Origin of the sequence: Campylobacter sp. IFREMER_LSEM_CL1097, from assembly GCF_025772225.1 — a bacterium.
In the GTDB taxonomy this organism is placed as follows: domain Bacteria; phylum Campylobacterota; class Campylobacteria; order Campylobacterales; family Campylobacteraceae; genus Campylobacter_D; species Campylobacter_D lari_D.
In genome coordinates, this window is sequence record NZ_JAKMRT010000004.1 from 79,060 (window position 1) to 95,914 (window position 16,855).

Sequence of the window (16,855 nt, forward strand, 5' to 3'; positions counted from 1 at the left end):
TTATGCTCCTTTTTTGATTTTTAAACACATTGAGGTACTTTGTCTTATATATTCTTTTGGGATTTCTAATTTAGTAAAATCTAAAAAGCCTTTATAATCAATCGTTGTTCTATTTTGCGGATAAACACTAATATCCAAGCATTTAACTTTCTCACCATTTGCTAGCTCTATAAATTCTTTTTTAAGAGCTTCTAGTTTTTCTTTTATAGGCTTCATTGTGCTTTCAAGTCTAATTATTTCTAAGGCTAATTCTTTTGCATGAGCATCATCAAGTTCTTTGTAGTCGCTTTTTTGATTAACGAGATAATCTTTTATAAACTCATCTATTTTTCTAAGCATAAAATCTTGATATTCCTTATCGCTTTTAACCACACAATAAGTCAAATCATCATTCTCATTTAAGACTGCAAAAACACATTTTTCAAAACCACCTACAAAAAGTTGAAATTGGACTTGAGCGTAGTATTTTGGGCTAGGTTTTTTAAATTTTAACACTTGCTCGTATTCTTCGTTGTTCGTTGAGTATTTAAACTCGTATATTGTTTTTTCATCATCTATACCATCTAAAGAAGCCATAAAAAGCTCATTTTCTAAGCTTTGAATAACAATAGGAGTTATATCTTTTCCTATCATAAATTCCATTTTTGCTCTGATTAATTCCTCATACTCTCTACCTTTTTGCATGGCTTTATTGGTATATGGTTCAAAAAGTCCTTGTATAAGTTCTTTTGCCTTTTCTTTGCTTAAAAAAGCACCTTTTTCACCAATGCAAGAAGCGACTATACTAGCTGTGATTTTTCCTTTTCTAAACTCAAGCCATTCTTTAGAGCCTTGTTCTAATTCTATGATTTTATATTTCATTTGTTTTCTCCTTTAGTGTTTTTATTTTTTTAATTGCTAATTCTTCAGCGTTATCCATAGCTATAAGCCCTAACTCATCAAGTATTTTTATTTTAAAAGAGTGAAGTTTTCTAAGCTCTTTTTCTTTTTCTTCTAAAGCTAATAAGCTTTGATTTATTGCTTTGTTTTTAAGTCTTATGTGGTTTTGGGCTTTGAAAAGCTTTATTTTTAAATCATCATCTTTTTTGAAAAATAACAACATCAAAGCTCCTTTGTTAATAAGCTTAATAGTTTAATGTTTTCAACTTCTATAGCCATTCTTAATTTATTTTCACTTTTAAATAAGTCTTTAGCTTCTTTTAGTTTTTCTTCTAATAAAACTATTTTCTTTTTATATTCGCTGACTTCATTTGCATAATCATCAAAACGAACGTATGCCTTTTTGTTTATTACTTCTGCTCTCATTGATATTCCTTTCAAAATCTTTATACTCAAATGAGCGCAAAGCAAAAAGGAAAAAATATGTCTTATTGTTTATAATTAAGGAGTAATCGCAATGAAAAAAACTTAATGAATGTGATGTAAAATCAAAACAAAAATCTTTGCGCTCATTTGAGTATAAAAAGGGGTTTAAGAAAGCCGAAAGCCACGCTCTCTTTCGGTTATTGTGTTCTAAATGTATTAAGCTTGTACTAAGCGTGGATATATATAATATGCTCTAAGGATTTTAGATGAGATAATTAACGAGCTTAATTATCTCTTTTATTAATTCTAAAATAAGAATTATAAAATCAATTATCTTGCTCACCAATAACCCCCCCCCCTTTTTTTTTTCTAAAAAACCGAAAGAGTAGCCATACTTAATACAATTGTTATTATACAAAATTATTTCTTAACCCTTAAGTTTTCTGTCATTTTTAAAGTGCAAGAAAACATAAAATAGCACTATAAACATTTATACTAAGCCAAGTTTTTGGATAACTTGCTAACCCTTCTGCTATAAGAACTATCAACGCGATAGTAAAGCTTAATTTCCAAGCAGTCAAAAGCTTAATCAAGTCTTTTTAGTAAAAGACTTTGTTAAGCTTTAATAGCATTTAAAGTTTTTTGCTTTTCCTTTACTTTGGATATTAAATCCCAAATCTCAAACTCAATATTTTCTTTGTAAGTTTCTAAAGAAGTTGAAAACTCCCAATCTTGCATTTTGCACTCAAGATCTGTTATAAAATCTTCTATCAAATCTTTAAGATAAAAAAGATTTTTACCACTCATACTCTCATCATGCATAAGCTCTTTAGCTAGAGTATCAACTTCTCTTTCTCTTTTTTCTAAATCAAGGCAGCAACTATCTAACATTTTAAATCCTTTTTTGTTTCTTAGGTTTCATTTGTTTCGATGAAGAAATTGTAGTATAACTACATTTAAAATAAACTTAAATATATGTAGTATATCTACATATTTTAAAAAATGCATTTATGATATAATTTTGAGTATAAAATAGAGGCAAAATAAAGGGTTGTTGTTGAAAAAATTACTGATTTTATTTGTATGTATATATGCTTTTGGGTTTGATGTATGTGAGCAAAGAGAAAATGAAGCACTTGCGTATATAGAAAAACACGCCGTTGGTTATAAAAACAAAAATTTTAATCTTTCAGAAGAAAAACTATACAAAAAATCTTTTAGTGATTGCTATGATAAAAAGAATAAAGAAGCTTGTTTATATATTTATAATAATTTTGCTATAGATGGAAATTTTAAAGTTGAGAGTAATATATTTAATTTTATTGAAATAATGACTTTTGTTGGTTTAATTCTTAATGCGGATAAAGATAAAAAGCATAAAGAAATTAATCGCTTGATAGCTTTAGATAGTCGAAATAAAACATCAGAATTGATAGATTTTGTTTTGAGTGAAACTAGTGATGCAAAAGCTATAAAGACACTAAAGCTACTAAAAGAGATGAATGATTTTATCATTTATCAGGGTTATGCGTGTCCTTTGTATTATAATGATAAATTACAATCTGATATAATAGATATGCCTTGTGCTTGCAAAAGAAATACTGCACTTTTATTTAAACCAGATACTATGAGACAAGTTTTTTTAAATTTTAAACTTTTATGTGATAAATATAAAGATAGTGTAAGCTGTGGAGCTGTTGGTGAGCTTTATGAAAATGGAAAAGGTGTAAGGATAGATTTTAAACAAGCAAAAAAATATCATGGCTTAGCTTGTGATGGCGGTTATCAACTTGGCTGTGATGGATATAAAAGGTTGATGGGGTATTGAGGAGAGATTGTGGTGATGTTATTTACATTTAATTTTTATAGACATTTTAAACATTTTTTGATATGTCATTATTAAATGTCTAACATTTACTTCTTTTTTGGAGTTTTCAGTTTGATAATCTGCCCATTTTCTCATTCTTTGCAGAAATAGTAATTTATCTTTATGAAATTCAGATAATCCATTATTGTTAAACAAATGCCAGTGCATATGTATTGTTTCTTCCTTTGATTCAAGTTCTTCTATATTTTCATGTAATATTTTATGATAAAAGGCATAATATAATCTTCCAATACCCATTCTAAAAGAAATATTATCGTTTTGTTGTAGGCATTCTTCAGCAAATTTAAACAAATCGTTAGCAAATTCAAGATGATTATTATATTGATAGTTGTGAGTGTCTTTATATTCAAAATTCATCATAAAACCATTAACGAATCAATATAAAAATATTTTTTTTGCGAAAATACTTCATATGCTCTTTTATTTATCTCTTCTAATTCATCCACATTTATGTCGTTTGGTAAGTCCATATTAAAAACAAGACCGATTTTATTTTCTATATCATCTTCAAATTCACCAATGGATATAATGTTATATCCAGTTGCACTACTTATTAAATTACTTAAATTTTGAATTTCGTAATTTTTAATATCAATTTCATTTCTTTCTTCACTTTCTATCGTATTTGTTTTTTGCAATAAAATAGAATTATCTATCGTATTTGTTTTTTGCAATAAAATAGAATTATCTATCGTATTTGTTTTTTGCAATAAAATAGAATTATCTAACAAATACTCACATGTTAAAAGAATTGGAACCGTAGAAGCTAGGGTAGCTAAATTGTTTATACTGCCCATGAATTCATCTCGTCTATTTTATTATTTTGCAACCTATATAATTCTTGAATTTTATCACAAATCGAATCATCATAACCCATACTACCTATTTTTTCACAAGCTGTAATGATTTCCATAATATAACCTTGTTTCTCTTTATCAAATATTTTATTAAATGTTTTATTAATTATTGTAACAAAGCATATATTATCATCGTTTTCCTCTGTTAATTTAACATTTGAAAGAAAATCTAAACAATCTTTATCTTTAATTTTTATGGCTAAAAAACCTTTAATAGAATCCACATTAAATACTCTTTTTGTTCCTATTCTAGATATAGATTCAATTTCATCTTTAAGAGATTCTAAAATTGCAGAAATAAAACCAATATCTTCTTTTTCGCGTTTTGACGAATCAAAGCCTATAACATTATCGCCTAAAAAAATACTAGTATCTTTACCTTCGAATGTAAGTTTATGAGTAGGTCGATACTTTAAATTAGGATCCAACTGTCTAACTTCTTGTGGAATATCAAAGATAGGTAGCCTTTCTATTTTTGGACTTGTATCATCTATCTTAATTATAGAAAATAAACTTTCTATATTATTTTTAAAAGTTACAAATAAATCACATATATCTATGATTTTTTTATTTTCTTGTTTTAAATTATCCATTTTAATATCCTCTCTTTTTTATATCGACACTAATATAACAAAGGTTAACAAAATTAAATAAAAATATACTCTATGCTATTATATTTTAGCACAATTAACCTTATATTTTTTTTATACTTAAATTATCGACTTCATAATTTGGAACTTTATAACATTCTTTAAAATTATTACCTTTTATAATCTTGATATAAGAGTTTGGAATAGCAATTTGATTTTTTATTCTTTGTGGGTTGCTATCATAATTAACTAAATTTAAAACTTCAATTTCTCCAAGCTTTAAAGCTACTTGTCTTTCTCTTTTTTCAATCTTATTCCATACTTTTTGATTAATTTGTGGATTTTGCGGAGTAATATTACTCATTAAGAATGTACTTCTTTGAGCTTGAGTAGTTTTTCTCATAGAGGCATTAGAAAGGGTATGTCCTCTATCATAACCACTATTTTTATAATCACTCCAAGTGGTACGATATTTTTTAGGGATATTTGTATCATCTTCAAAGCGCGGGCGTTTTTTGATTTGTTCGCCTTTTAGATTATCTGCTTCTAATTTATAAGCTACTGCTTTAGTACCTTTGTAGTTATAATCATAGCAATTAATATAATAAAATTTATCTAAAACTTGAGAGCAGTTTTGTTTAGTAAAATACTTTGCAAAATCTTCACTTGGTTTATATTGTGTGTAATTAGCTAAGGCTAGAGTTGTTAATAGTGGTACAATTATAAGTTTTTTCATTTGTTGTTATTTTTCATTTATAATTTTAACTTTAAATTCCTCAAAGCTAACAGGTTGTAGGTGATAAGGCGGGAAGCCAGATAGCATTGTTATTTGGGCTATCATTGGTCTTAAATATGAAAACATTATTGCAACGGCATTGTTTAGAAGAATTTTATTTTGTTCATCTTTAGTTTCAAAAGCAATTAATGATAGTATTGTTGTTGATATATTATAAACACTTTCACTACCGCTATCTGCTTGAATATCTAAATCTAATCGGATTAAAAATATATCTTTTTTCTTGTCATCTTTTTGATGTGCAATGACACCTATGTTGTTTTTACAATTGATAGTGCCAGAATCATCTAGCACTCCATTTTGTTCAAAATTAAATTTTTTTATTTCTATTGATAAAATTTGAAATACCCCCGATTTTATCTCATTCATTATAACTCCTTATTTCTAAGCTACTTTGCTAAAATTACTGTTAATTTTAAGCTCATCATTTTTATATTTAGTTTTGTTAATTTTAAGCTCATCATTTTTATATTTAGTTTTGTTAATTTTAAAGTATTGTTGGTTTTTGGTTGATTTTACTTTATTTTCAAGATTATTCAACATTTCAAAACATTCTTTAAAACTAATTTGCGTTTCAGAAAAATCTTTAAAACTAATTTGCGTTTCAGAAAAATCTTTAGAATCAAGTGCAAAATTGTATTCTAAAATTTTTAAGTGTTTTGCAAAATTTTTAGCTTTTTTTTCATGTAAATCAATTGTTTTTAGATTATATTTTGGTGGATATTGAAAATAAATACTACTTAAAAAATTTTGAAATATATGTCCCAACTGCTCATAAACTTCTTTCTTGTCTTTATATTCTATAGTAATATTGTTACCGTCAAAAATTGATTTCGAATTGTATTTTTTTAGTTTCATATTTCTCTTTAAAACAATGTTAAATTTTTTACATATAGTATCAATGTTTAATGAGGAATTCTCATTCTTTACGATATCAATAACTCTCGTTGCATCCATTGGTCGCTTATTTGATTCTGGGATAATTTTCCAAAGTTTATTAGCAAGATTTTTATTTTCTAAAAATATCTTCTGCTCTCTCTTATTGAGTAATTTAAAAATATTTTTCATTGTTTTGTATTTCTTTCTTTATGAAATAATTTTCATTTTCTCTTGGACTGTATATTATATTGTTATTTTCTTTATAAACATAAACAATCCTTTCTTTTTTCTCTAAAATAGTTTGCAAATAAGCAAAATCTTCATAATTTATTTTTTTCATATCAACTTCTTTGATTTTTATTCCTCCGCTTTCAAGTACTATTTGATCCACTTCTAGTTTAAAACAACTTTTAACATCTTTATTTTTTGTGAATATTTCACAATTTTCTGTTCGATAAATTTTGTTTATTTTATTATACTTTAATTCTCTTGCATATAAAATACTATTGAAATCTTTAAGACCTATTTTTTCTAATTCATTATCTTTTTTCATATTTACTCTTATCTTACAAACTCTATAAAATTTTTAAAGGTTTCAACTGTCATTTTTGATACAACCACCCCTATAATTTCACACTGTGCAAAATCGCTAATTTTAACTTCTTTGTAGTCTTTGTTTTCAGATACTAAATAAATAAAATCGCAAAAAGCTTCTTTTTTAATTTTTTTACAATATAGATCTTCGCCTTGTCTAAAAATAACTATATCAGCACTTGATATAGTACCAAGAGTATTTTTGCTTCTATCAATAACAACAAAATCTCCATGTGTTAAAAGTGGCTCCATGCTATCGCCATTTATTTTTATAATATCGTAGCTTTTTTTTATAGGAATGTCTAAAATCTCTTTTAGAAAACTTCCATCAACACAAATACTAGTATAATTTATATCTTGTGCTAAAACTCCATATCCAGCTGAAGCAGAAATATCAGGATAGTATTTAAATTCGATTTGATTGTCTTTTTTTAACAAGGGAATTATATTTGTTTTTATATTATCGTTTATTGGTGCTAATTTTTCTATCGGAACATTTAACACTTGAGCAATTTTTATAACATTTTCATAATTTTCAGGTTGGTTGTTTTCAGATCTATACCAATAGGCTATGCCATCTAATGATATTTCATAGCCGTTGTCTGTTAGCATTTGAGCGAGTTTACTTCTACTGATTTTTTTCTCTTTCAACACTTCTGTTAAATATTCTTTGTTTAATTTATAAAACATCGCATTCCTTATTTTTATTGTAGTAATTATACATCGTTTTTTTATAAAATTTATGTAGTATAACAACATAAATTTTAAGCTTATTTTTATGGTAGTTATACTACATTTTTATTTAAAAAGTTAGGAAGCAAAATTGAACAGAAAAGAGTTGAAAAAAATTCTATTAACTTATTATAGTAAGGCTGGAGTTGATAGTATTTTGAGTTCTCGCATTGGGATAAAAGTGCAAGTTGCGGGAGAACTTTGGGAGAAATATCATATCCCACCAAATATTTGGGGTAGAGTAAATAGAGATAAGCTGCTTGATTTTATAGAGGAAAACCAAAAAAGGAGTGTGAGTGAAAGAGCTTAATTTAAAAATTAAAATTAAAGATGAGCATTATAAGGTGCTTGAAACACTTTCTAGCCAAGATAATAAAAGTGTTGATGAATATATTTTTTCGACTTTAAATAAATTCATCTCTCTTGATATTAGCTTGGCTTTAAGGGTTGAAAACGCTTTGATACTTAATAAGGATTAATCTTTGTCACTAATTAAATCTGGAGTATCAAGACTAAAGTGTTGCGAAGTGTTTTTATCCTTTTCCAATAAAGCCACTTTGCTTTCTAATGCTTCAACTCTTAGTTTTAAATCTAAAATGATTTTTTCTAATTGTTGGATTTCCATTTTAATCCTCCTTTCTTTAAAGATGGGGAATTTTAACTAAAAAGGAGTGCGGATGAAAAGGATGTTTTATGAGTGTGATTAACTACTTGCTTTCGGGTCTTAGTATAGGATTTTTAATCGGAGTTTTTATTTATTCTTTGTCTCATTTCTTACATCAAAAGTTCGGAGGTAAAGGCAAGTGACTTTTGTTTTAGCACAAATGCCATCTTTTCTTAAAAAATCGCATTTTGGAGCTTGCTCTATTCCATCTTTATATACCAAAGTGATGGGTATTTTAACTCTTAAAATAGCGTTGCATGTGCTTTGGAATGTGGTTATTTGCGTTTTGTTTTGCGCTTTTGTAAAAAAACGCCCAAGTAAAAAACCTATGATAAGTCCATATATAAAAATGGCTTGTTTTTCACCTAGTATCTGCGCTAAAGAATTAAGTAGATCCATTTTAGGCCTTTTTGCGTTTGATTTTATCATATTAAAAATGAGAAATAAATTAAGGAAAAATGATGAGTATACCGCATTTTAAAGCTAGTTTAGAGGTGGCTTTAGGAGCTAAAAAGCCACTTAGAGCTAGAAGAGGTTTCACAAAAGTAGCTAATACGATTTTTTATGGTGGCTTAAGTATGGATGCTTTGGCTCTTTACTTACAGCTTAAGAGAATGAGTGAAAAAACTTTAGTAAGTGAAATTTACTTAAGAGAACTTATTTTAATCAAAAAAGATACAAGAATAAGCTTGCAAAGATTAAGACTTGCTAAAGATGAATTAATCAATTTTAATCTACTTCAAATTAAAAAAACAAATCATCATAGATTTAATTATGAGTGGATTTTAAAAGATGAAAACAATGAAATAATTAAGCATTTTAACAAAACTGAATATAAGCTTAAAAGTGCTGATAAAAAACCAAGCAAAATATTTAAAAATAATACTTCTTCCGTAGTCGGAAATTTGAATACGGAAAAAGAAAAAAATGAAAATTCCCTATATAAAGAAAATAATATAAATATAAATAATAATAAATTTATAAATTTAGAAAATTTAGAAAATAAAGAGAATACAAATAAAAATAATAACGCTACGCGAACTTTTTTTGTTGTTGATTTTGGAGCTTTAAAAACACAGGAGTTTAGCATGGGTAAATTTAAAAAACCTAGTGTAGATGATCTAATGGAGCAGATTAATACCTTTAATCAAAAACACAATACTTGCTTTGATGAGAGTTTGGCTGAAGATTTTATAGAGTATTGGGATGTTAGACAGTGGAAGAGAGGCAACAAAAAAATGGCTTCTGTTGCTGGTAGCTTACATACTTGGCTTAAATATGCAAAGGAAAATGCATTAAGAAAAAATGCTTTTAAAGTTAGAAAAAAAGAGGCTGAAGCTTGTGTGGTGAGCTCTTTGATGAATTATTATGGATTTGAAGATAGTCAAGAACAAAAATATATTGATGTAGTAAGTATTAGTTGAGGGTGAAATGAAAGAAAAAGTTAAAATTTTAATGAATTTGTTAGATCTTAATCAAGCTCAAGCGGTGGATATAGTGGGCAGATATTTAAAAGATGTCAAAGATATACATGTTTTTTTAGATTATTATTTTGAGACATGTATGAGTGAAAAAATCATCGGTTCTACTTATGAAAAACTTAGAATTGTTTGCAAGATAGCACAACTTGAGTTTAAAGAACGATTTGAGAATAAAGAAAGTTTTTTAAAATGGCTTTTTAGAAATTACAAGTCAAGAGCTTTTTTTAGATTATATAAAAATGATTTTACATATGAATATTTTGCTTATGATAGTTTCAAAAATAAAGTAAAACTTGAAAATAGTTCAAATGATTGTTTAATATGTATAAATGGCTTTAAAGAATTAACATATCACGATGGGTCTTTAGTAGAAGATGGGTATTTTAAAGAGGCGCTTATAGACTTCATGTTTAAAAACCAGCATAGAGTTGGTAAAGATTTGAGCTTGGATATTCAAAAGATAGAATTAAAAACAGAACTTTGCCATCAAAAAACAAAAGAAGAAGAAAAAATATTGCACTTGCAAAATTTGGAAAAGTTTTCTCAAAAACTAAAAGAAAAAACCGACACCAATTTTAATTATTTAAGCAAAAACAAAGAAAAGGTAATACGATGAGCTATTCTTTAAAATTAGAGCTTAAAAATAACCCTGTGCCTTATAAAAGAACAACTCAAAGAGCCAAGTTTGTTTGCAAGGATTATCTTAAGTATTTAGATTTTAAAAAACTCTTGCAAATTGAGTTTAGAAAGCAAAATGGAATAAGCCCTAATCAAGCTTTTGACTCTAAAAAGCAATACGAGTTTTCTTTAAAAATAGGTTTTAACAATAAAAAACATGGTGATGCAGATAATATCGTAAAAGCCGTATTGGATGCGCTGTTTGAAAATGATAAGAACGTGTTAAAAGGGAAATATGAAATTGTTGCTTTTAAAAAGGCTTTTTTGGATTTAGAAATTAGCCAATATGATTTTAAGGAAGGATTATCTTATGAGCAATAAAGTATTAACAAAAGATGAGTTAGAGCAAAAAGTTGATGAGTTTTTTGCTACAAATACACCACTTGCTGAAACAAAAGAAAAAACTATTTATGCGCCAAAGACAATAGAAAGTCTAGCTGTATTTTTAGGTGTTACGACAAAAACTCTTAGTATTTGGGAGAAAGATGCAGAATTTGGAGAAATAATTCAAATAGCTAAACAAAGATGCGCTAGCTCTATAATAGATCATTCTTTGATAGGCACTTACACTCCTAGCATAAGCATGTTTTTGCTTAAAAACAATCATGGCTATGTAGATAAACAAGAAGTGGTTAGTGATAGTGTTCAAAAAATAGAAATCATAAGAAGTGAAGTTAAATGCAATTAAAACTTGATTTTTCTTACACTCCGGCACAACTTAAAGTTTTTGATGATAAAAATCCACGCTTCATAACTGTAGCAAAGGGGAGAAGATTGGGTTTTACAAGAGGAAGTGCAAAATATGTAATAGAAAATCTTTTAATGGGGTTAAATGTTCTTTGGGTTGACACGGTTCAAAGCAACTTACAAAATTATTTCGAGCTTTACTTTATGCCTGAGCTAAAAAAACTCCCAAAAGAATTTTATTCTTGGAGCGTTCAAGATAAAAAACTTATTTTAAATAATGCTGTGCTTCATATGAGAAGTGCTGAAAGACCTGAAAATATAGAAGGCTTTGGCTATGATTTGGTAATTTTAAACGAAGCAGGAATTATCTTAAAAGGCTCTAAAGGGGAGTATCTTTGGTACAACGCCATACGCCCTATGTTGCTTGATAATCCTAAATCAAGAGCGATTATAGGTGGAGTTCCTAAAGGAAAAAATCTTTTTTATGAGCTTTGTAAAAAAGAATTAAGTGATGAAAATTGGAAACATTTTCAGTTCTCAAGTTACGATAATCCTTTTTTGAGTAAAGATCAAATCAAAGAGCTAATCGAAGAAGTAGGCGGAGAAGATAGCGAAGTAGTTAAACAAGAAATTTATGGAGACTTTATAGATAACTCTAGTGCAGAACTTTTTGCTTTAAGTGATATTGAAAAAAGTATGAATGTTATTAGTTTTGATATGCAAAAAATGCAAGGAGATAATATATGGGGACTTGATGTAGCAAGATATGGAGATGATAAGAGCGTTTTGGTTAAGAGAAAAGGTTTTGTTGTAGATGAGATTAAAAAATATAGTGGGTTTAGCATTAGTGCTTTAGCAAATGTTGTTTTAGCAGAATTTAATAAAGACAAGGAAAAGCCACGAGGTATTTTTATAGATACTTGTGGGCTTGGAGTTGGTGTATATGATATATTGAGTGATTATGGCTTGCCTGTATTTGAGGCAAATTCTGCAAATTCTGCAACTAGCAATGAATACTTAAACAAAAGAGCGCAAATGTATTTTACTTTAGCTAAAAACATAAAACATATGCAAATTATCAAAGATGATGAGCTAAAAAAAGATTTACGCATGATTGAATATGAGTATTCTGATAAGGGGCTTTTAAAGATAAAGGCAAAAGAACAGATAAAAAAAGATTACGGAAAAAGCCCTGATACTAGTGATGCTTTAGCTTTAACTTTCTTTGAAAAATTGCACCCAAAAAACAATACTAGTGAAGATTGGAGTTATGATGGCTGGTGAGTTTTTAATGGTATATGAGAATATAGATCCGCTTAAAATTAAAGAGTTAGCTAAGAAAGAAGATGATGTTATAAAAATAATTTTGGCTAAGTGGATATTAGATCTTTTTGGGGGTTTTAGAAATATTTCTAAAAAGCAATACAAGAGAGAAATGGTGAAAATTTTAAAAGAAAAAGGTGTGAGTGATGATGATATTGCTAAGCTAACAAAGCTTAGTAAAGTTACCATATGGAGAATTAATAATGAGAAATAAAGAAGAAAAAATTACGTATTTAGTAAAACTTATAAGTGAAAGTAAAAATGCTTATGAAAAATACAAGCCTTATTTTTCTGCCTTGCAAGATGCATATTTATTAAAAAATGAAAAAAAAGAAATTTATGAAAAAAGAAACAAATCTTGCATCTTTATACCAAAGATTAATGCAAAAATTAAATATTTAATAACTGCTTTAAATGATGTGTATTTTAACAGTGAGAGAATGGCAGATATTGAAAGTTATATTAATTCAGATGAGCAAATTATAGCTATGTGGCAAAGAGCTTTAGATTTTTATACAGGAGAAATTAATTTGTTTAAGCTCTTTCAGCCTTTATTTTTAGATGTTTTAACAACAGGAACATCAATAGCAAAAGTAACTTGGCACAAGGGTATGCCTCGTATTGAAAGAGTTGGTATAGATGAGGTTTATTTTGATCCAAATGCTTTAAATAATGATGATATTAGTTTTATCGTAAATGAGATTTATCTTTCACACGCACAAATTAAGCAAAGGCAAAAATTAGGATTTTATCAAAAGACAAATATAGATGTGCATTTTGACAAAAATGAAGAGTTTAAAAAGGTTAAGTTATATGATATTTATGTGAAAAAAGATGATGATAAATGGGTTGTTTCAACACTTTTAGAAGAGGAATTGTTGCGCGATGATGTGGTTTTAGAAGATGGACAGCCTTTTGTTTGGGGGTCAATGCTTCCACAATTAAAAACAATAGACAATGAAGAATATGTGTGTGCTTATGGCGAACCTGTTATGTCAAGTGCATTGTCTTTGCAAAAGGAAATAAATATCACAAGAAATCTTTTAATAGATGCAATGAGAAGTGCATTAAACCCAAAAATAATACTTCAAAAATCTGCCGGAGTTTCAAGAGAAGACTTAGAGACTGTTGGCAAGCCAATATATCTTACAGAGCCTTCAAGTGTTAGTTTTTTGCCAACACCGAATATAAGTAGCTCGGGGGTTAATTTAGAACTCTTAGAGAGTGAAATCACAGAGGTTACTGGTGTTAGCCCACAAAATAACGGTGCGCAAACTGCACAAAATGAAACTGCTACTGAGATTAGCATAAAAGCACAAGAAGGTGGTCGAAGAAGTGCAGATTATATTAGATCATATAATGAGACTTTTGTAGAGCCTTTGTTTGATAGATTTGCAAAACTAGTATTTAAGTATGGAAATGATGAATTTTTTAATGGGTTTACAAGAGAGGATATACCTAGTTTTAGATTTAATATACAAACAGGTACTGGAGCTATGAATAAAGAAGTTAGAAGAGCAGGACTTCAAGCAAGTATGCAAGTATTTTCACAACTTTATCAAATGTATATGAGTATAGGTGATATGCAAAGTGCATATGGAATTGTTAAAGCTAATGAAGAGTTAGTTAAAGAACTTTTACCTATTTTGGGGATAAAAAATGTCAATTCTTTATTTGCTTTCAACAAGGGTATGCAATGAAGATTTTATTGGATTTAAATTTTGATATACAACAAACAAAAGGAGGTAAGAGGCTAGTTGATTTTATAGATAAAAAATACCAAGAATGTTTTGCAATGGCAAAAAACCAACAACAAACAGCAGAGTATAGGCTAAAAGCTTTAGAGCAAATGGCTTTTTTAGACACGATAATAAATTTACTAAAGGAAGAAGATGATGAATGAACAAATGAATGAAAATGATGCTTTAAATGAACTTTTAAACTCACTTAATGACAATGAAGAAACCACTCAAAACAAAGAGGAAGAACAAGAAGTAGAGCAAGTAGAACAAGATAAACAAAATAATCAAGATTTATCTAAACTTTTAAAAGAGCAAGCAAATGAAATTAAAACTTTAAAAGAAAGCTTAGCACTGCTTAATAATAAAAATAAGCCAAGTAAAGAAGAAGAAGAAAGGAAAGAGTATTTAAAGCAATTAGGGCTTGAAGGAATTGATGAAAGGCTTAAAAAACTAGATGAATTAGAAGCAAAAGCTAAGCAAAAAGATGAGGAAGAAAGCTTGCGCGCTAAATACATGGAGGTTGAAAGAACAATTAGAAAAGAGTATCCAAATGCTGACTTAAAAACTATGGGAGAATTAGCAAACAAACTTGGTGGATTAGCAAGTGGAGATTTACAAAGCTGGAGAACACTTTTGGCTATGGTTTATAAAAAAGATATTGGTAAAAAGGCAGATGAGAGCCTACCTAGATCAAATTACGCAGGTGGCGAGAGTGATTTTAACTCAAAAATAAAAAAAGGTGATGATATTTCTAATATTGATTTAGGAAAAGAATTATTATCTTTAGCTTAAAGAGGGGTATTTAATGAATTACGCAGCATTAATGAATAATGGTTTTGATTTTTCAAAAAACTTAGTTAAAGCTCAGGCTCCAAAGGTTGATAGTTTTTCATTTACTGATTTTCTAAGTAAAGGTTTTGATAATTTTAGTAAATGGGGGAATAAAGAAATAGCAAAAAATGGAGCAAGAACTAATTTTGATAGGCTTATAGACCTTGGTGGGCTTGCCGGAGGACTTTGGGGCGGATATGAACAACAAAAAATGGCAAAAAAGAATTTTGAGCTTCAAAAAGATGCTTACAATTTTAACAAATACTTAGCACAAGAGGAGCTTAGAAGAAGACAAAATAGAGAAAATAACTTAAAAGAAGTTTGGGCTAGTTAAAGTTTATGGATTTAAGGGGTTACCTTAAATCCTTTATTTTAGATATCAAATAAAGGTTGAAAAATGGCATATTATAACCCACAGCAAGTAGTATTTAACCCAAGTCTTGGTGTAATCCAAAATGCAGGAAAAGTAGGTGGAGTTTTATACGATAGTATGAAACAATATAGAGAAGAAGAAAACAAAAGAAGACTTTTGGCGCAAAGAGATGAAGAATTAAAAGCTCGACAAGAACAAAATGAGATTAATAATGCTTTTTTAAATAATAATTTATTGCAAAAGGAAAGAGCTTTTGAGTATGCTATGGAGCAAGATAGAATAAAGAATAATTTAGAACTGCAAAAATTAAATCAGCTAAAGCTTTCTAATGAATTAAATTTTAAATCAAAATATGGTTTTTTAGAGCCTAGCGAAGATGAAATAGAAGGTATGTTAAAAGACAATACTGGTATAGAAAAACCCTATTTGCTTTCTAGTAATGAAAAAAACTTAATGCAAAAAATGAAAAACCCAAAAAAAGAAATTGGTTTTTTAGATACATTTGTAGATGGCTTTTATGCGGGAAAGGAAAATAGAGATACATATAGCAAAATGTTTTATAACGCGCATAATGAAGCTATGTTAGATTTTGCAAGGGCAAAATATGGTTCACAAGTTACAAACAAGCAACAAGAAGATATAGAAAGAATTCATGGATTGCCTAGTTTTTCATTTATAAGAGATCAAATTCCATTAGATAGATTTTATAAACTTAAATCAGCTCAAGCAGATACACTTAAAAAAGCAGCTTATGATAAAACACGTGAAAAACTATTAAAACCAAGCATTTATAATCACCCAGTTTTAAGAAGAGAAGCAATAGCTGAATATAAAAATTATGTAAAAAAAATAGATGAAGAATTACTAGAGACTAAAAAATGGCTTGGTATTACTCCAAATAATCCTGGAAAAATAGTAGATATATCACAAGAACATAGCAATCAACCTATAATCACTCCATTAGTTGATGGTACTTATTTAGTAGAAAAAGATGGAAAATTTTACGAAGCAAGTTATGCTGAATTAAAACAAATGGGAGTTTTTGAATGAGAGAGATAACACTAGAACAAGCACAAGAATTAAAAAATCAATATGCAATAAACGCCTTAGCTGATTTAGAAGATAATAAAAAAGTAATTAATTATCTAAATAGACTAAAAGAAGAAAGCACTGATGATATAGAACGAATGGATATTGATAAACATAAGGAAGAAGTCTATAAAAACACGCCTTTTTTTATGGAAAACATTTACAAAGATGGAAGTAAAAACATAAAATCAAATATTATGCAAACACTATCAAATGCTAGTGGTTCTTTGGGAAATTATAATTTTGCTAAATCTTTATTGGGTGATGAAGAAGCGCAGAGAGCAAGAGCTAAAGTTGAAGAAGAAGTATTGAAATCAATGAACCAAGAGCTAAAGAAAATGGGTGT

Annotated in this window: 28 protein-coding genes and 1 pseudogene; 14 read left to right on the top strand and 15 right to left on the bottom strand. The window is 28.1% G+C overall.

The genetic code is table 11. The annotated features are described in order from the left end of the window. The 5 genes from L8W64_RS02660 to L8W64_RS02680 form a co-directional block, all read right to left on the bottom strand. Window positions 1-861, bottom strand: a complete 861-nt coding sequence (locus tag L8W64_RS02660; RefSeq protein ID WP_257943591.1) for a lambda-exonuclease family protein — start codon at window positions 859-861, stop codon at window positions 1-3. Next, window positions 851-1,102, bottom strand: coding sequence for a hypothetical protein (locus tag L8W64_RS02665; RefSeq protein ID WP_039625727.1), 252 nt, complete (start codon window positions 1,100-1,102; stop codon window positions 851-853). The genes L8W64_RS02660 and L8W64_RS02665 overlap by 11 nt, the downstream gene beginning before the upstream one ends. Then, window positions 1,102-1,305, bottom strand: coding sequence for a hypothetical protein (locus tag L8W64_RS02670; RefSeq protein ID WP_214115095.1), 204 nt, complete (start codon window positions 1,303-1,305; stop codon window positions 1,102-1,104). The genes L8W64_RS02665 and L8W64_RS02670 overlap by 1 nt, the downstream gene beginning before the upstream one ends. 452 nt (window positions 1,306-1,757) lie before the next feature. After that, a complete protein-coding gene (locus tag L8W64_RS02675; protein ID WP_263672814.1) occupies window positions 1,758-1,886 on the bottom strand; it encodes a hypothetical protein in 129 nt (42 codons plus the stop codon). 34 nt (window positions 1,887-1,920) lie between these two features. Beyond that, entirely contained in the window at window positions 1,921-2,196 is a 276-nt protein-coding gene (locus L8W64_RS02680; protein ID WP_047208138.1) for a hypothetical protein, read from the bottom strand. Between the two features lie 166 nt (window positions 2,197-2,362). On the opposite strand from L8W64_RS02680, the gene L8W64_RS02685 reads away from it, so the two are divergent. Further along, window positions 2,363-3,133: an SEL1-like repeat protein gene (locus tag L8W64_RS02685; RefSeq protein ID WP_263672815.1), complete on the top strand. Its 771-nt coding sequence runs from the start codon at window positions 2,363-2,365 to the stop codon at window positions 3,131-3,133. 18 nt (window positions 3,134-3,151) lie between these two features. Here L8W64_RS02685 and L8W64_RS02690 read toward each other — a convergent pair whose 3' ends face one another. From L8W64_RS02690 to L8W64_RS02725, 8 genes and pseudogenes are all read right to left on the bottom strand, one after another. Further along, window positions 3,152-3,550 (bottom strand): hypothetical protein, encoded by a 399-nt coding sequence (locus tag L8W64_RS02690; protein WP_257402320.1) that lies wholly within the window; start codon window positions 3,548-3,550, stop codon window positions 3,152-3,154. Continuing rightward, entirely contained in the window at window positions 3,550-3,990 is a 441-nt protein-coding gene (locus L8W64_RS02695) for a hypothetical protein (protein WP_257402319.1), read from the bottom strand. The genes L8W64_RS02690 and L8W64_RS02695 overlap by 1 nt, the downstream gene beginning before the upstream one ends. Then, window positions 3,978-4,643 carry a hypothetical protein gene (locus tag L8W64_RS02700; RefSeq protein ID WP_257402318.1) on the bottom strand — a complete coding sequence of 222 codons (666 nt, stop codon included), beginning with the start codon at window positions 4,641-4,643 and terminating at the stop codon, window positions 3,978-3,980. The genes L8W64_RS02695 and L8W64_RS02700 overlap by 13 nt, the downstream gene beginning before the upstream one ends. 78 nt (window positions 4,644-4,721) lie before the next feature. Then, window positions 4,722-5,376 (bottom strand): annotated as a pseudogene (locus L8W64_RS02705) (DNA/RNA non-specific endonuclease). Window positions 5,377-5,382: 6 nt separating this feature from the next. After that, window positions 5,383-5,805, bottom strand: coding sequence for a protein-export chaperone SecB (locus tag L8W64_RS02710; protein WP_257402316.1), 423 nt, complete (start codon window positions 5,803-5,805; stop codon window positions 5,383-5,385). 15 nt (window positions 5,806-5,820) lie between these two features. Continuing rightward, window positions 5,821-6,504 (bottom strand): hypothetical protein, encoded by a 684-nt coding sequence (locus tag L8W64_RS02715; protein ID WP_257402315.1) that lies wholly within the window; start codon window positions 6,502-6,504, stop codon window positions 5,821-5,823. Then, complete coding sequence (locus L8W64_RS02720; RefSeq protein ID WP_257402314.1) at window positions 6,488-6,868, bottom strand: hypothetical protein; 381 nt, start codon at window positions 6,866-6,868, stop codon at window positions 6,488-6,490. Before L8W64_RS02720 ends, L8W64_RS02715 begins: the two co-directional genes overlap by 17 nt. Before the next feature lie 8 nt (window positions 6,869-6,876). Continuing rightward, complete coding sequence (locus L8W64_RS02725; protein WP_263661544.1) at window positions 6,877-7,599, bottom strand: S24 family peptidase; 723 nt, start codon at window positions 7,597-7,599, stop codon at window positions 6,877-6,879. Between the two features lie 133 nt (window positions 7,600-7,732). Here L8W64_RS02725 and L8W64_RS02730 point away from each other — a divergent pair, with 133 nt between their 5' ends. Further along, window positions 7,733-7,951 (top strand): hypothetical protein, encoded by a 219-nt coding sequence (locus L8W64_RS02730; protein WP_263672817.1) that lies wholly within the window; start codon window positions 7,733-7,735, stop codon window positions 7,949-7,951. Beyond that, a complete protein-coding gene (locus L8W64_RS02735) occupies window positions 7,938-8,120 on the top strand; it encodes a hypothetical protein (protein ID WP_087685558.1) in 183 nt (60 codons plus the stop codon). Before L8W64_RS02730 ends, L8W64_RS02735 begins: the two co-directional genes overlap by 14 nt. On the opposite strand, the gene L8W64_RS02740 is transcribed toward L8W64_RS02735, so the two are convergent. Further along, a complete protein-coding gene (locus L8W64_RS02740) occupies window positions 8,117-8,266 on the bottom strand; it encodes a hypothetical protein (protein WP_158100226.1) in 150 nt (49 codons plus the stop codon). The genes L8W64_RS02735 and L8W64_RS02740 overlap by 4 nt on opposite strands. Window positions 8,267-8,392: 126 nt before the next feature. Beyond that, complete coding sequence (locus L8W64_RS02745; protein WP_263672818.1) at window positions 8,393-8,734, bottom strand: hypothetical protein; 342 nt, start codon at window positions 8,732-8,734, stop codon at window positions 8,393-8,395. A 32-nt stretch (window positions 8,735-8,766) separates the two neighbouring features. On the opposite strand from L8W64_RS02745, the gene L8W64_RS02750 reads away from it, so the two are divergent. The 11 genes from L8W64_RS02750 (at window position 8,767) to L8W64_RS02800 (ending at window position 16,470) form a co-directional block, all read left to right on the top strand. Beyond that, window positions 8,767-9,729: a hypothetical protein gene (locus L8W64_RS02750; protein WP_263672819.1), complete on the top strand. Its 963-nt coding sequence runs from the start codon at window positions 8,767-8,769 to the stop codon at window positions 9,727-9,729. Window positions 9,730-9,736: 7 nt separating this feature from the next. Beyond that, the gene (locus L8W64_RS02755) at window positions 9,737-10,402 is read left to right on the top strand and encodes a hypothetical protein (protein WP_263672820.1); all 666 of its coding nucleotides are present in this window, start codon (window positions 9,737-9,739) and stop codon (window positions 10,400-10,402) included. Further along, window positions 10,399-10,785: an endodeoxyribonuclease RusA-like protein gene (locus L8W64_RS02760; RefSeq protein ID WP_039625747.1), complete on the top strand. Its 387-nt coding sequence runs from the start codon at window positions 10,399-10,401 to the stop codon at window positions 10,783-10,785. The genes L8W64_RS02755 and L8W64_RS02760 overlap by 4 nt, the downstream gene beginning before the upstream one ends. Continuing rightward, a complete protein-coding gene (locus L8W64_RS02765) occupies window positions 10,775-11,152 on the top strand; it encodes a DNA-packaging protein (RefSeq protein WP_257402309.1) in 378 nt (125 codons plus the stop codon). Before L8W64_RS02760 ends, L8W64_RS02765 begins: the two co-directional genes overlap by 11 nt. Next, complete coding sequence (locus L8W64_RS02770) at window positions 11,143-12,435, top strand: terminase large subunit domain-containing protein (RefSeq protein ID WP_257941558.1); 1,293 nt, start codon at window positions 11,143-11,145, stop codon at window positions 12,433-12,435. The genes L8W64_RS02765 and L8W64_RS02770 overlap by 10 nt, the downstream gene beginning before the upstream one ends. After that, entirely contained in the window at window positions 12,407-12,688 is a 282-nt protein-coding gene (locus tag L8W64_RS02775; protein WP_236681658.1) for a hypothetical protein, read from the top strand. The genes L8W64_RS02770 and L8W64_RS02775 overlap by 29 nt, the downstream gene beginning before the upstream one ends. Continuing rightward, window positions 12,678-14,174 carry a hypothetical protein gene (locus L8W64_RS02780; protein ID WP_263672821.1) on the top strand — a complete coding sequence of 499 codons (1,497 nt, stop codon included), beginning with the start codon at window positions 12,678-12,680 and terminating at the stop codon, window positions 14,172-14,174. The genes L8W64_RS02775 and L8W64_RS02780 overlap by 11 nt, the downstream gene beginning before the upstream one ends. Next, window positions 14,171-14,377 carry a hypothetical protein gene (locus L8W64_RS02785; protein WP_047208152.1) on the top strand — a complete coding sequence of 69 codons (207 nt, stop codon included), beginning with the start codon at window positions 14,171-14,173 and terminating at the stop codon, window positions 14,375-14,377. Before L8W64_RS02780 ends, L8W64_RS02785 begins: the two co-directional genes overlap by 4 nt. Then, entirely contained in the window at window positions 14,367-15,008 is a 642-nt protein-coding gene (locus tag L8W64_RS02790; RefSeq protein ID WP_263672822.1) for a hypothetical protein, read from the top strand. The genes L8W64_RS02785 and L8W64_RS02790 overlap by 11 nt, the downstream gene beginning before the upstream one ends. Window positions 15,009-15,021: 13 nt before the next feature. Then, window positions 15,022-15,381, top strand: a complete 360-nt coding sequence (locus tag L8W64_RS02795) for a hypothetical protein (RefSeq protein WP_214115115.1) — start codon at window positions 15,022-15,024, stop codon at window positions 15,379-15,381. A gap of 63 nt (window positions 15,382-15,444) precedes the next feature. Further along, window positions 15,445-16,470, top strand: coding sequence for a hypothetical protein (locus L8W64_RS02800; protein WP_257402304.1), 1,026 nt, complete (start codon window positions 15,445-15,447; stop codon window positions 16,468-16,470). The last annotated feature ends 385 nt before the right edge of the window (window positions 16,471-16,855 follow it).

Coding starts and splice junctions, on each gene's coding strand:
- L8W64_RS02660 (WP_257943591.1), bottom strand. CDS start 861: ATGAAATATAAAATCATAGAATTAGAACAAGGCTCTAAAGAATGGCTT.
- L8W64_RS02665 (WP_039625727.1), bottom strand. CDS start 1,102: ATGTTGTTATTTTTCAAAAAAGATGATGATTTAAAAATAAAGCTTTTC.
- L8W64_RS02670 (WP_214115095.1), bottom strand. CDS start 1,305: ATGAGAGCAGAAGTAATAAACAAAAAGGCATACGTTCGTTTTGATGAT.
- L8W64_RS02680 (WP_047208138.1), bottom strand. CDS start 2,196: ATGTTAGATAGTTGCTGCCTTGATTTAGAAAAAAGAGAAAGAGAAGTT.
- L8W64_RS02690 (WP_257402320.1), bottom strand. CDS start 3,550: ATGAATTTTGAATATAAAGACACTCACAACTATCAATATAATAATCAT.
- L8W64_RS02695 (WP_257402319.1), bottom strand. CDS start 3,990: ATGGGCAGTATAAACAATTTAGCTACCCTAGCTTCTACGGTTCCAATT.
- L8W64_RS02700 (WP_257402318.1), bottom strand. CDS start 4,643: ATGGATAATTTAAAACAAGAAAATAAAAAAATCATAGATATATGTGAT.
- L8W64_RS02710 (WP_257402316.1), bottom strand. CDS start 5,805: ATGAATGAGATAAAATCGGGGGTATTTCAAATTTTATCAATAGAAATA.
- L8W64_RS02715 (WP_257402315.1), bottom strand. CDS start 6,504: ATGAAAAATATTTTTAAATTACTCAATAAGAGAGAGCAGAAGATATTT.
- L8W64_RS02720 (WP_257402314.1), bottom strand. CDS start 6,868: ATGAAAAAAGATAATGAATTAGAAAAAATAGGTCTTAAAGATTTCAAT.
- L8W64_RS02725 (WP_263661544.1), bottom strand. CDS start 7,599: ATGTTTTATAAATTAAACAAAGAATATTTAACAGAAGTGTTGAAAGAG.
- L8W64_RS02740 (WP_158100226.1), bottom strand. CDS start 8,266: ATGGAAATCCAACAATTAGAAAAAATCATTTTAGATTTAAAACTAAGA.
- L8W64_RS02745 (WP_263672818.1), bottom strand. CDS start 8,734: ATGATAAAATCAAACGCAAAAAGGCCTAAAATGGATCTACTTAATTCT.
- L8W64_RS02750 (WP_263672819.1), top strand. CDS start 8,767: ATGAGTATACCGCATTTTAAAGCTAGTTTAGAGGTGGCTTTAGGAGCT.
- L8W64_RS02755 (WP_263672820.1), top strand. CDS start 9,737: ATGAAAGAAAAAGTTAAAATTTTAATGAATTTGTTAGATCTTAATCAA.
- L8W64_RS02760 (WP_039625747.1), top strand. CDS start 10,399: ATGAGCTATTCTTTAAAATTAGAGCTTAAAAATAACCCTGTGCCTTAT.
- L8W64_RS02765 (WP_257402309.1), top strand. CDS start 10,775: ATGAGCAATAAAGTATTAACAAAAGATGAGTTAGAGCAAAAAGTTGAT.
- L8W64_RS02770 (WP_257941558.1), top strand. CDS start 11,143: ATGCAATTAAAACTTGATTTTTCTTACACTCCGGCACAACTTAAAGTT.
- L8W64_RS02780 (WP_263672821.1), top strand. CDS start 12,678: ATGAGAAATAAAGAAGAAAAAATTACGTATTTAGTAAAACTTATAAGT.
- L8W64_RS02785 (WP_047208152.1), top strand. CDS start 14,171: ATGAAGATTTTATTGGATTTAAATTTTGATATACAACAAACAAAAGGA.
- L8W64_RS02790 (WP_263672822.1), top strand. CDS start 14,367: ATGATGAATGAACAAATGAATGAAAATGATGCTTTAAATGAACTTTTA.
- L8W64_RS02795 (WP_214115115.1), top strand. CDS start 15,022: ATGAATTACGCAGCATTAATGAATAATGGTTTTGATTTTTCAAAAAAC.
- L8W64_RS02800 (WP_257402304.1), top strand. CDS start 15,445: ATGGCATATTATAACCCACAGCAAGTAGTATTTAACCCAAGTCTTGGT.